The following is a 13,283-nucleotide window of genomic DNA, read 5'->3' as shown; positions in this document are numbered from 1 at the left end:
CAGCGTTTTTTAATTGATCTCCAAATAATCAGTGTAAGCATCCCATGTCCCATCATCGGATGTACAAACGAGCTGGATCTCTTGATTTCCGGTTCCGTGGCTTACATTATTCAGGGTGTAGACTGCAGGGCTGCTCCCGCCGAAGTAGAAGGTACCCTTAGTCACTCCGCCGATTTTCAAGTCGACTTTGGCCATGTTGGAGTTATTCGAAGCACCGCGGAGTGAAAAACTATGGGTACCGCTCTCGAAATACTGCGTGTATTTCACCAAATCATTGTTGGCGTATAAAGCGACTCCTGAGAACGGAGAGCTTATATTCCCGGTGTATTGACCGCCCTTGGTCATACTCTCGGTTTCCGTTTTCGCACCTGTACTTGGTGTAGGAGTTGGATTCGTACTACCGCCACCGATAGTAAGTGTATGACTAGTCACATTAGCACTACCACTACTCTGATAGCCCTCTACCGTAAGCGCGACCTCATACATCTTACCCATTGGCATTCCCAAGCTCTCCCACTTTTTAAAGTGTTCGCTAACAGATATGGTTCCGCTCGTGCGTTGCGACGTCCGGACACTCCAATACTGCTTAAAAGTTGCATTACCTATTATCGAAGGTTGGTTGGTTCGAGTGGTCTCATATATGTCATATGTGCCTCCGTCTACGCTAATAGTACCCTTTTTCGTACCGGTCGGACGATAGGTGCCCCAGCTATCGACAATGTAATACTCTACGAGCGGGTCCTTCGTCCATCCATAAACACACAAATAGGAATTGCCGCCCGGATTGAAGCTTGCACTGTAATTTATTGATATATTTCCGAGTTGTGAGTGTGTCTTGGTAGAGTCGAATTTCTTGCCTTTACGGAATAACGCATTCCCGATGTTACTCCACTGGGCACTGAACGTTCCACCACTATTGAGAGTCATACTTGTGGTCCCGGAATCCTTCCATAGCTCATAGTCGTATCCGTCTTGGGTGCCAGTTTGATTGGCGGTGATCGTTGTTGCTGCCTGTACAATTACTGCAGGTATTGTAAGCGCAAAACAAACTAAAATTGCTAAAAATAACCTCTTTCTTCTTTGTTTCATTCGTCATTCCTCCTATGGGTTAAATTGCATCAAGTCTTACTAAGATGCTGTTCAGCCTGTAGCTGACCCATTCCCACTTCCTCCCAAAAATATAAGTGTAAGCGATAACAAAAATTATTTTATCATAGCTTCTTTGATATTTTTTATACAAAATTAAAGCTCATACCCTAAAAAGTTTAGTTCTTTTGTGGATGGAAATAGTTAGATGATATAGTTAATGTATATTGCAATCTTTCAACAATGAAAGGGATCTTTCAAACATGACAATTAAAGTGAAACGGCAGTTAAATGATGGTCCTAAAATTCGAAGAGAAAAAGAAATTGTTGCAAAAATGATTGGCATTTATTGCAAGAAAAAACATCATCAAAAAGCGCTCTGCGAGGAATGTCAGGATTTAAATGATTATGCTACGAATAGACTATCCCTCTGCCCATTCGGTGAGGAGAAAACGGCTTGTGCAAAGTGCTCTATCCATTGTTACAAATTGGATTACCGTCAAAGAATTAAGAGTGTTATGCGTTTCTCAGGTCCATGGATGCTTCTATATCATCCAATTGAGTCCATTAGGCATATCCCTATACCAGGTAAGTTAAGAAAATAGCCTGTGAAGAATGTAAATTCGCCATGGTTAGACATAAAAAAAGGGGCTGTCCCATAAGTAGATTTTTACGAGCGGAGAAAGACCCTCTTCATTTTCAAAATCGCAAAAAGTCAACAGAGCAGCGATTCTCCTGTTATTGGAGGATCGCTGCTCTGCGTCTTTGGTCATTTGCAGCTTGCTTCAGTAGATTGTGGGCAAGGGAAAGCCACCCGACTTCAAGCGTCACTTTTTCCATGCCGCGAAGCAGAAACCGCCGGAAGCCCCGGTTATTCTTCAGTTGTCCAAACACACTTTCTGGTTCTGTCATTCGACGTACAGCCAAAGCATAGCCTTCCTCGCTTTGCAAGATTGCCCGAGCTTGCTTCTGGTACCGCAGTCGTTCCAGACTTACAACCACTTCCCGATTTCCTGTTGCCTTTGTACAGCGTTCCTTCAGCGGGCAACCGTCGCAACTTAAGCTGCGGTAATGACGTTTTCCAATTTCATATCCACTCTCCAAGAGCTCCTTACTTTCCTTGCGGAAATGCAGCGTTTGTCCGGTGGGGCATATCCACGTATCTTTGGCTTTGTCATAGGTCCAGTTCTCAATCTTTCCGACATTCTCTTTCCATGCTTTGCTCTTTTCTTTATGGTAGCTGCCGTATTTCACTACCGCCTGAATCTCTTCCTTTTCCAGATAGGCGTAGTTTTCTTCACTGCCGTAGCCTGCATCCGCAACTAACGTCCCAGGAAGTTTTCCTAGGATCTGCCTTGCCTTTTCCAGGTGCGGCTGTAAACAACGGGTATCGGTAGGTCTTGGGTGTAGGCTGTAGGCCAATATAAATTGGTTTTCGGTTCCAATCTGTACATTGTAACCCGGTTTGAGTTGACCATTCCGCATGTGGTCTTCCTTCATCCGCATGAAGGTCGCGTCCGGGTCGGTCTTGCTAAAGCTGTTCCGGTCGCCAAGCAGTATTTGGTACTGCTCATACTTCAGTAGCCTAGGCAGCAAATCCTTGCGAATCTTCCGAACGGCTTTTTTCAGGGGTTTGTCTTTGGGTTTTTCCAATAGCTGGGCTTCAAGCCTCTGCGCTGCTAGTTCGAGTTTCTCGCTGTTCCACTCAGAAGACTCCCCGAGTTCAAGGAGGTCGTTTCCGTGGTGCTCGCGTTCTTCTTGGTCTTCTGCCGCTTCAATGCTCGCGAACAGGGCGTGTACCTTCTCCTGTAATTTCAATTTGTTCTTGTTGACCGCTTTGCCCCACACAAAGGTGTAGCGATTGGCATTCGCCTCGATTTTGGTTCCGTCCACAAAGTAATGCTCCAGCGAAACGTATTTTTCGTCAGACAAAAACTGAAGCACGGCGGTAAATACCGTTTCAAGGACGTCCTTCATTCGCTGGGAACGGAAGCGATTAAGAGTGCGGAAGTCGGGTCGCTGCCGTCCGGCCAGCCACATAAAGGGAATATTCTCCCGTACCGCTTTGGCAATTTGGCGAGACGAATAGATTTGCTGGGTGTACGCGTAGATAATATCTTTGGTGAGCATTTTAGGGTGGTAGCTGTCGCGGCCGCCGCCAGGATAGGCAGCGTCAAAGATGGTGTCGTCCAGCCGATTGACGGCTGCGTTCACGACACGAACGAGGTGATTTTCCGGGATGTCTTCTTCCAGATCCATTGGCAAGCAAAGTTGGTCCATGGTATATTGAATGTACAAAGAAATCGCTCCTTTTGAATGGTTGGGTGGTACCTCCATTTTACCAAAAGGGCGATTTCTTTTTGTGATTTTAAAGAAGATTGTAGAAACTTTTTCTGCTCAAAGCAGCGGAGAGGACGGACTGATTGCGGAAAAGCGGTAGCGGTCGCCTTGGTCTCCGGATTTTTACCGCTAAGGGAAATAAATAAAATCTGGAGAGCACAGCGATTGGAGCAACGGTCCGTTCGCGGAGCGTCCACACCACGTACACAAGTCAATCCGACTCAAAAACAGCGGGGCGGTCCCAAGCAGCCATTTCATGGCTTATGGGACAGCCCCTTTTAGCTTATCAAATGTATTAGGACTCTTCCTATTCTAACTCGGCGGGTTTTACAACTACTGCCACTTTGTTGTGATTGGAATACTTGGCTTCTATTTTTGTATTGTGTGTATCTTTTTCACCGTCTACAACTAGCGAATAACTCAAATTCACTGTTAGCTTTTCCGTCTGCCAAGTTTTCTTATTGGCGTATAGTTTCCACGTTACACTTTTGGGTTGAATCGTCCCAGAGTCCATAACAATGTCTTGGTCATAGAGTTCGATTAACATCTTTGCTGCCTTAGGTTCGGTTATCGTAAATTGGAGAACCGTCTGTGATCCGACATCGGACACTTTCATAGATTTTTTATAATTTTTGACTGAATCAAGCATAGATGCGGGATCAAATTGACCTTTAGTGTATAGGGCATCCCAATCCAGCTTGTCTGCCAGCACCCAATACTGTGCATCGGGATCAATCGGCTCTTCACCACTTTCACCCGTTACATCATCTTCAGAAACGGTAGTCTCGTCTTCGTTTTGCTCAATTAACATGCTTCCGTCTAACAACTGATAAAATTCTTTATCGTTGGCATATAGATCGAAAGATGATTCTGTTCCAAAATACTTGAGTTCATTAGTACCCGTTGCGGAGAATTTTGGCAGACGGTTAATGTCTATGTCGAGCGTGTTAGAAACAGAAAAACTCATCCCACTTGTTTGTATATCCAGTTTTTTATTCGAATTCAGGTGATAGCTCTTTAAAGTCTTAGATGATGCCGTTAGCTTGCCAATCACTTGATCTACGGTGAGTGGTTTGGCGGAAGCTGCAGACGCAACCTCCGATTGGGACATCCAGCCTGTATTTCCGGTCAACAACATTGCCCCCGCAATTATTCCTGTGCAAACCGCTTTCCAATTCCTCTTCAAAATCATTTCCCCTCTCGTATCTCGCGATCACGTAACGCCGTAGAAAGGCTGAAACCATAAAAAAGCTCCGGACAGACTTAAGTCCATCGGAGCTATCTTTAAGCTACCCCTTTGGCGGCCTGGCAATCATAGCCTTCTATTAGTTGGCTTTAGACCCATGGCTTTGTGTCATCATCTTTCGATGATTTTACCTTTAACGCGGATATTCATTTTTTTTAGTATTAAATTGCAGGACGTTTGTCCCTTTTTTACTTTAACATGGTTGCAATTTCCTGTAAACGATCTTCTTCCGATTCTCAAGACCTACTTTACTGTCATAAATTTCTAATAAAACTCTCCATCATCACCTTGTACACGAGCATTTAATATCATGCAATTTGCTTCATCAAATTTATGACTTCACCATCAGCACCACATCTTCACTTATAGGATCATTCTCACTTAGAATCCAGTGCTCTGTTTTCGTGATATGAACACTAATGAAACTAAAATAAAGGCAACAAACAAGAGAACTTTGTTCTTCGAATCACTAGTTTATCTGCCATTAGTTCACCCTTCGATGTTATATGTAGATCTTTCGGAATAACGTCTTTTTTGGGGATTTCGTAAAAAAGCAAAAACTCATATGCCGTAAGCTGGGGAAAAATCCATCTTAGTGTATTCGAGTAAATCATAGGACTCTCCTGCCTACAAAAAAAGCAGAACGCATTATTACACGCCCTGCTTTTTCACAAATGCTCTTAGGATTGGGTAGAACTAGACTTACAAACCGCTGAGCAAATCAACATTCAGATAATTCGAATTCCCCTTGGAACTGTCGTACCCTAATTGGATGGTATTAGAACCTGCATTTAGAGGTATGGTGACTGTTACAGTACCATAATTTCCCCAACTCGAAGTGGAATTGAAGACCAAGTTGTTAGCGATGAACACGCCATTTACTTTTACATAACGTGAAGCATTGCCAGCGGCCGCAGCATACCGGAACGTGACGGTTTTTGAGCCAGCTGAATTCTGATTGACATAGAAATCAATAGAGGTCCCGTTGGTGTTCCATCCTCCAATGTATCCCCTACCACTAAAGCCCGGATTCGTGCTTTCATTGATCAGGCCACTGCCGCTGACCAACGTTTTTTGCGCATTTTCGGCTTCATACGCTCCGTTACCAGCAATATAACCTGTATACCCATCCGCTGGTACGAGTTGAAGAATAGAAGCGCCTGCTGCGGCAGTTAAACTTTGCACATAGGTAGAGCCCGTTGGACGAAGCCAATCACTACCGATGATATTATCCGAGGTACGGCGGTGGTTCCAAGCTTGTGTTGCATTTTGCTGAAGAAAGTTCAAATACTGAGACTGACCACCCTGCACTCGCAAACGGTTCAAGTTCCGTGCAAAAATCATCTTGAAGCCGCCCGCATCATTTACGCCTTCATACATTAGAGTCTGGGCGGACACCATTTTGTTGATGACATACTGCGCGGCATTATTGGCATCCGTGAGATAAGAGGCGTTACCTGTCGATTGGTAGAGTGAGACTGCTGCTCCGAGAAAAGTTCCGTAATTGTAGGTGAAATCCCAATCTTTTATAATCCCCATGCCAGCACCTTCGATATGGTCGTTGATCTTGCTGCTAGTCACCAGAGTTGATTTCGTCCAATTGTAGATTTGCGTTGCTTTGGTCAGGTAAGATGTATCATTATAGGCGTTACGCAGTTTGATGGCTGCCATGACCATAGGGGCATTTGTAGCCATATTCTTTTGAGCGTTGCTTGAGATGTTCGGATTGTGCGAGTCTTTTCTCCACCAAATCCCTCCGCCATAAAAGCTTGTATCCCACTCGGCGTAGATCTGGTTGAATAGATAAGAACCACGGTTTAAATACTCCACAGTTCCGGTCAGCTCGTAGGCCCTCAGGCAAGCTAAGGCCCACCAACCCAGATCATCATTGAAAGTGTTAGCCGTCATATCAGGGTATTTTGCATTAAACCCAGTATAGATATCATGTATCATGGTTAGATAAGTTGCACTGCCGGTACGCTCATAGGCGTCCATTACCGTTTCCCAGAGCTGCGCTTCCCACCAAAAATCGGTATACAAACCTCCGTTAGGACCGTGGGCATGTTCAGAGTGAATCTGATGATCACTATTAACATAAAAGTATTTGGCAGGAGCATCATAGAATACATTTACAAAAGAAGACATAGCGGTATCCGCATTAGATGACGTAAATGCTTCGGTCTTCTGATTCAGGCTGGGGGTTAACAGTGACAAGCTAAGCAGGCAAGTAAAAGCGAACGCTAAAGGCTTTTTCCAAGTAATCATTCTCATTCCCCTTTCAAATATCTCAGTTACTTCCGCTATTCAATGTGACATTAGGAATCGTTACCGTGTTATAAGAATTCCAACTTCCCGTTCCGTTAAAGACGACATTGCTGCGGACAGACAGTGCAAACGCTTACATAATAATTGGAGGTTTTTAGGTGTTTGCAATAATTTGACCGTTTGCATCACTCCTTTATAAATATTTACAAGCGATTACATCTATATCTTAATTGTCATATTGTTTGTATGTCAATATATTATTTAAAATAAATTACATCCTTTTACATGAATATAGTATATTGGTATGTAAAAATGGCTACCTGTTGGATTGAATTTGCTAATAATAGTTAAACGCAAAAACGCCGTTGTCATCAACGGCGTTCATTTCATTACTTACGTTAATTTTTTCCCATGACCGCAAAGTAATTTCCTTCATTATCGGTAAAGTTAAATACTCTACCTGAAGGAATATTTACAAGTTCCCCGACAGTAATGTTTTTGTCCGAAAAGTCTTTATATAAACGGTCGAGGTCATCTGAGAAAAACAATAACGAGGGTGTATTCAGATTTAGTTCAGGTTGCATTTTAGCAATCAGCTCCTTATTGTGGAGCACAATACTTGTTCCCGCTTCGTTAGTTGGAGCAACTTCAATTCATCTCATTTGCTCATTATATGTGGTTTAGGATAAATACGTGATTTTGGACATAATCGATGTTCTCGCCCTGGCCGTTGGAACTTCATCAGGATACCCCATTCCAAATACACCTATAACATCATGATTTTTCGGTACCCCGAGAATATCACGATTATGGGGCAAAGCACCCAATGAAGACCAATATCCCCCAATACCCTCTTCATGAGCCGCTAATAAGAAATTTTGTGCGAAACAAGAGGCAGCCATGACATTCTCATCACGTTCGAACGATGTGGGGGCGGGTTTGGATAGTATTACAAGAACGATAGGAGCACCGCCAAAGTCCGTTTTGTGTTTTAATTTCGCTCTAGTATCCGGTCCGATAATAAGGAGCTCCCACGGTTCATTCATCCGGTGATTAGGAGCATAACTTGCAGTATCCAACCAAGAAATCAACTTTTCTTCAGGAATAGGTGTCGGCTTAAATTGCTTAGTATTTCTACGGCTTATAATGACGTCTATCATTTTCATAATTTGATTGCCCCTCCTCTGTTAATCTCTCAAACTCCAAAACGTATGGATAAACTCTTCAATGATTGTTTATATTTTGCCACCATCCGCATTTTATTTCAAATGTTGATTAATAAAATTGCCCTTATTTATGAATTGACAAAACCCTCCCCGCCTGTCTTACAAAAAAAATTCAATTACTATAATTTGATTAATGTCTTGTTTAATGCTATGAGAGTAAGTAATATTGAATTCGCTACTTCTATAGAAGAGAAATAATTAGAATTTGGGGGATTTCAAATAATGAAGAGAAGTTATATTATTGTTGGGATTTTATTGCTATGCTTTGCGACCGCGGGTTGTAAGACTCAGCAAGGTCAGGCCAATAACAGCACCATTACGTTACCTGAAACGAACGAAACAACTATGGATCTAACTTTTGATGAAGCAAGTGAAGGTTGGGAGTTTGCTTTAGGGAAATGGGAAAGAAGACAATCGCAGGAGCAGCAATGGGTATTGGCCCAGACTGAAACGACAGAGCAATATCCAGTAGCGTTGTATAAAAAGAACCGGTTCTCGGATCTAGACGTAACGGTTCGATTCAAGCCTCTTTCAGGGAGTGAAGATGCAAGTGGAGGACTTATTATTCGTGCGCAGAATTCGAAAAACTATTATCTAGTTCGAGGAAATAGCCTTGAAGGTAACTTTCGTTTGTATGCGGTTGTTCAAGGTAGTCGAAAGGAACTTGTAAGTGTAAACGTGGAACCCCCTAAATTAGGGGAATGGCATACCATCAGGTTAATCATGATTGGTTCGCAAATTGAAGCCTACCTAGACGGAGACTTATTGATCAACTTTACGGATAAATTGTATGCTGATGGATGGATAGGTTTATGGACAAAAGCTGATTCTGTTACCGAATTCAGTGATTTGAAAATCAAAGGCAGCATCGTTCAATAACAGGGATTGAGAGATGTTATATAAAAAAACGGCTCCGTCATTAAGAGGAAGCCGTTTTGGGTGCGGAAATTTAACGATCACGACTAACCATATAATTTAATAAATGCTTCAGAAAGGCAGTTTTACAGGACATCTTATCTAACGTTTCACTGGCAAGGCAATAATGCTCCCACATCTCTTTCCTGGCACCTTCCTGACCAAGTATAGTTACAAAAGTCGAGCTATTGTTCTCGACATCCTTGTGGGTGGGCTTCCCAAGTAAGAGTAGATCTCCTTCCAAATCAAGCAAATCATCCTTAATCTGAAAAGCAATGCCCGCATGGTAGGCGAATTTCTTCAGAGCTTCGATTTCGGGCGCCTTAACCTGAGCTAGAATGGCAGGCATTACCAGTGAAGCCTCAAAGGCAGTTCCGGTTTTGAGAAAGCAGATCATATTCAATTGCTCAATGGTTAATGCTTTTCCTTTGGAATCCAAATCCATCGCCTGTCCCATGCAGGTATCTTCTGCCTTTTGAGCCGAGTATTGCATTAAGGCAAGCACGGTTGAAGCATCAAACGAGTGAAGTGACGTCTGTTCTTCAATCCCCTTTTGAATTAAAAATAGACCGGTTAACTCCGCCGTAGCACTATTGTGCATCTGATGCAGAGTTGGACGTCCTCTTCGTGAAGAAGCATTATCTTGAGATGGCAGATCATCGAAGATTAGCGATGCCGTATGCAAATATTCCAATGATCTCAGAAGGGGTACCATTGTCGATGGCTGTAATCCATATTCATTCACGCCCATAACCCAAGCCAATAATGGCCGTATACGCTTCCCATCCCCTTCGAGGCTGTAATTAGCAGCATCAATAAGCGTTTCTTTCATCGGTGAAATCCCGTTAGCTTTCGTAATCTGCAACTGGTTGTTGATCTGTTGTCGGACATTTTTGATCGTATCTTGAAAATCTTCCTTTTCCTTCTGGTTGTTTTTAAGTATGGTAACCATTTGATCCCGAAGCAGTTTGTCGAAGAAATCCACATCATCCGCTTTTCTAACCATATATTGGACAAGTCGATTGAATTCTGGGTTACCGGCAGCAAAGATCCCCATAATTTCGTTATACATTTCAGTGCCTAAACGTGCTCTACAGCGTTTGAGACCGTTGATTGCACGATCTAGAATCACCTCACGCGTCTTGGCATTAGAGTGATACACGTTATGGATTAGGTGGGAGATTACTGTCCAGTATAGTTCAAATGGGTTAATAAGATCTGAACGCAGATCACGATATTTCAAATAATAAGTATAGGGTGTTACAGCTCCGTCATTCATATCGTCAAACATATCGGCAAAGTCGTCTGCCAGCTGATTGTATATCCCATACAAAAAGGTACGATGATCAAAACCCTCATCTATAGGTGCACTTATAACGGAACGGACAATCAATCGGGAAGAAGAAGATTTCAAAATGATGGGTACATAAAGCTCCTCATTGGTATAGTTCTTGTTAGATAAATCTTTCACACGGTCAATATCTTGGGAATGAAAAAAAACATAGGACTGCTCGAAGAACGTTTCCTGTGTTTCCAGCCGCTGATGTTCTTTAATGTATTCAAAAGCATCCCGGAGTTCTGAATGTACGTATTGTATTATTTCCATGTTATTGCTTCCGGCCCAGCCACTGAGCTCGGGTACAACTCCAGTGAGAAGCGCGGTACGTATCATACTGGAATATAGTTCTTTCTCCCCGTCAGTTAAGACCCCTGAATCCAGAAGATCGTCAATGAACGGATAGGTTAGACCGTACGAATAACCAAGTCTGATGGCTTCATCAAGTCTTTGGGCACGTTCCTCAGACGATATTCCAACATCCATCTCTTCAACCACATGCATGATAACTCCAATGATGATTTTGATCAGCTTGCGCTGAGCATGCTCGGCATTCATTTCTTTTGGAATGTTGGCAGAGACGTCCTTAAGTTTATCGATCAGCCATATTACGGCGGATTCTATGCTTTCCTTCTGAGCCCATCGATACAACCCGGCTAGACTCAATTGTTCGGGTTGGCCACCACCTGTTGTTGCGGCGGAACGAGTCAAGTGATTTTTGATGTCAGCAACTACACGCTGAATCCGGGTCTGAGTGTCAGGAGAATCCAGAGCTTTGCCTAGATCCCTCATGTAAATATAGCTGATGCTTCGATCTAAGTAATCATCTAGTTTACCTGTGTGATCCAGCCACCTCATGTATCTTCGATAATCCTGAGAATCAGGTTTTCTTGTTCCCCTTGAAAACAATGATAGCCATGGACGTTGGTTAATATGGTTTCTTTTCCACAGTTCAAAATCTTCTGTCAGTGTAGATACATAAGTCTTCTCCATAACCTGCATATAAAGTGATGCAAAATAATGAGCTGCCTTCTGCTCAGCCTGTTGATACCATGTATCGGCTTGATCTGTACATACATTCTTCATAAGATGGATTACCTCAACTTCTGTTTTTGTTAAACATATATGATCCTATTCACAACATAATACGGGAAAATATCACTTGGGTTACGAAAAGGAGTGAACATCTTCTTCTACTAAAGATAACAGAGAAAATACAAAAAAGCGCCAGTTATCCGGCGTTTTTTCTAAGAAAATATTAAAGTTCGATGGTCTTTGTTGCAACATTTTCGCAAAATTCCTTGTCATGTTCCACAAATAGAATGGTTGGTGAGTACTCCAGCAGTAGCTCTTCAATTTGCATACGGGAAATGATATCAATGAAATTTAGCGGCTCATCCCAAATATGCAAATGGACCCTCTCACTGAGACTTTTTGCGATAAGTACTTTCTTCTTTTGACCTCCGCTAAACGTTGAAATATCCTTTTCAAATTGAACTCTGGAAAAATCAAGTTTTCTAAGAATCGATTTGAAGAGACTCTCATCAATACCGTTGTCGGCAGCAAAATCAGTTAAGTTGCCTTGAAGGTGGGAGGTGTCCTGAGATACGTAGGATATTTCCAACTGACTATCCTTACTTAGGGTGCCTGTGAAGTATAGTTCCTCACCGCAAATGAGTTTAATGATGCTTGATTTTCCGGAGCCGTTTTGACCTGAAAGCGCTATTCGGTCACCTTGCTCAATCGAAAAACTAAGATCTTCACATACCCTCTTCTCACCGTAGAAAATCGAAACCTCATCAAGCTCAGCAAGTTGGTGTTTATGATAAACAAGTTGCGAAATCTTCAAACTGTCGGAGCTCTCGATATTTTTAAGGAGTTTAGACTTCTCCTCAATTGCAGATTGCTGCCTTTGTTCAATGGCTTTGGAACGTTTCATCATTTTTGCAGCCTTGTGGCCAATGTATCCTTTATCCACCTTAGAGCCGGAGTTTCTTGTTCCGTTTTTTGTTTTTTCCACTTCGTGTGACCAATTGCCCGTCCGTTTAGCAGAACTCGATAACCGACTTATATCTCTTCTAAGTTTTTCGTCCTCAGCTAGTTCAAAGTTATCTTGTCTCGTCTTATTCTCCCACCAACTGGAAAAACCACCTTTTTGAATTTCAATGTTGGTCTTATTTATTGAAAGAATATGGTCTACACAGTTATCAAGAAATGATCTGTCGTGAGACACCAGAATAAACCCACTTTTGGAATCGAGATATTGACTGACTAGTTTTCTTGCCTCCATGTCAAGATGATTGGTTGGTTCATCAATTAACAGGAAACTATTTTCCTTAAGAAATAAAGCAGCCAGTAATACTTTCGTTTGCTCACCGTTCGACAGCGAATCAAAAGACCGATATAAAACATCTTCAGAAACCTTCAGCAATGAAAGCTCACGCACTAATTGCCAGTGAATATAGTCAGAATATATTCGGTTAATTACATCAAGGGTATTATATTCTTTGTTTTCAATATGGAAAGGGAAATACTCAAAGCTCACATTAGCAGAGATATTTCCGCTGTATTCATATTTTCCAAGCAACAAGTTGAGGAATGTGGTCTTCCCCCGACCGTTTCTTCCCGTAAATCCTAATTTCCAATCGGTATCCATTTGAAAACTTACGTTCTCAAATATGTTATCGTAACTGCCATCATAGGCGTACGTCAGGTTTGTAACATTTATTAATGACATATAGGTATCCTCCTGTATTTATACATAATAAAAAGCCACAAGAAAGTTACTTTCTTGTAGCTCAAATAAATACAGCAAATCGAACCCACGATGATGGAGTTAGATAAGGATATATCTTTGAGTTAAAAAGAA

9 protein-coding genes, 1 pseudogene and 1 riboswitch are annotated in these 13,283 nt (G+C 42.2%); of the genes and pseudogenes, 2 read left to right on the top strand and 8 right to left on the bottom strand.

All coding sequences use genetic code 11. The features are described from left to right. Nucleotides 1-9: 9 nt before the first annotated feature. Nucleotides 10-1,089, bottom strand: a complete 1,080-nt coding sequence (locus PWYN_RS19805; RefSeq protein ID WP_036655480.1) for a glycoside hydrolase family 11 protein — start codon at nucleotides 1,087-1,089, stop codon at nucleotides 10-12. Nucleotides 1,090-1,349: 260 nt separating this feature from the next. Here PWYN_RS19805 and PWYN_RS19800 point away from each other — a divergent pair, with 260 nt between their 5' ends. Further along, on the top strand, nucleotides 1,350-1,691 hold the full coding sequence (locus PWYN_RS19800; RefSeq protein ID WP_052088190.1) for a nitrous oxide-stimulated promoter family protein: 342 nt from the start codon (nucleotides 1,350-1,352) through the stop codon (nucleotides 1,689-1,691). 133 nt (nucleotides 1,692-1,824) lie between these two features. Here the strand turns inward: PWYN_RS19800 and PWYN_RS19795 are convergent, their stop codons facing one another. The 5 genes and pseudogenes from PWYN_RS19795 to PWYN_RS19770 all read right to left on the bottom strand — a co-directional run bounded on the left by PWYN_RS19795 (nucleotide 1,825) and on the right by PWYN_RS19770 (nucleotide 8,103). Further along, the gene (locus PWYN_RS19795) at nucleotides 1,825-3,384 is read right to left on the bottom strand and encodes an IS1182 family transposase (protein ID WP_036655479.1); all 1,560 of its coding nucleotides are present in this window, start codon (nucleotides 3,382-3,384) and stop codon (nucleotides 1,825-1,827) included. Nucleotides 3,385-3,733: 349 nt separating this feature from the next. Then, a complete protein-coding gene (locus PWYN_RS19790) occupies nucleotides 3,734-4,612 on the bottom strand; it encodes a DUF6612 family protein (protein WP_036655478.1) in 879 nt (292 codons plus the stop codon). 110 nt (nucleotides 4,613-4,722) lie between these two features. Continuing rightward, nucleotides 4,723-4,814, bottom strand: a riboswitch (cyclic di-GMP riboswitch). A gap of 560 nt (nucleotides 4,815-5,374) precedes the next feature. Continuing rightward, entirely contained in the window at nucleotides 5,375-6,937 is a 1,563-nt protein-coding gene (locus PWYN_RS28285; RefSeq protein WP_052088188.1) for a glycoside hydrolase family 76 protein, read from the bottom strand. Between the two features lie 398 nt (nucleotides 6,938-7,335). After that, nucleotides 7,336-7,590 (bottom strand): annotated as a pseudogene (locus PWYN_RS19775) (VOC family protein); the annotation flags it as partial. Nucleotides 7,591-7,617: 27 nt separating this feature from the next. Then, a complete protein-coding gene (locus tag PWYN_RS19770) occupies nucleotides 7,618-8,103 on the bottom strand; it encodes a nitroreductase family protein (RefSeq protein ID WP_036655475.1) in 486 nt (161 codons plus the stop codon). A gap of 282 nt (nucleotides 8,104-8,385) precedes the next feature. Here PWYN_RS19770 and PWYN_RS28280 point away from each other — a divergent pair, with 282 nt between their 5' ends. Further along, nucleotides 8,386-9,042: a 3-keto-alpha-glucoside-1,2-lyase-like domain-containing protein gene (locus tag PWYN_RS28280; RefSeq protein WP_052088186.1), complete on the top strand. Its 657-nt coding sequence runs from the start codon at nucleotides 8,386-8,388 to the stop codon at nucleotides 9,040-9,042. Nucleotides 9,043-9,112: 70 nt separating this feature from the next. On the opposite strand, the gene PWYN_RS19755 is transcribed toward PWYN_RS28280, so the two are convergent. Beyond that, nucleotides 9,113-11,500, bottom strand: coding sequence for a polyprenyl synthetase family protein (locus PWYN_RS19755; RefSeq protein ID WP_036655472.1), 2,388 nt, complete (start codon nucleotides 11,498-11,500; stop codon nucleotides 9,113-9,115). A 172-nt stretch (nucleotides 11,501-11,672) separates the two neighbouring features. Further along, complete coding sequence (locus PWYN_RS19750) at nucleotides 11,673-13,151, bottom strand: Lsa family ABC-F type ribosomal protection protein (protein ID WP_036655470.1); 1,479 nt, start codon at nucleotides 13,149-13,151, stop codon at nucleotides 11,673-11,675. Nucleotides 13,152-13,283: the final 132 nt, after the last annotated feature.

Origin of the sequence: Paenibacillus wynnii, from assembly GCF_000757885.1 — a bacterium.
GTDB classification, from domain to species: Bacteria; Bacillota; Bacilli; order Paenibacillales; family Paenibacillaceae; genus Paenibacillus_AQ; species Paenibacillus_AQ wynnii.
Note: the sequence above shows the minus strand (reverse complement) of the source record. Positions and strands in the feature narration are given on the sequence as shown.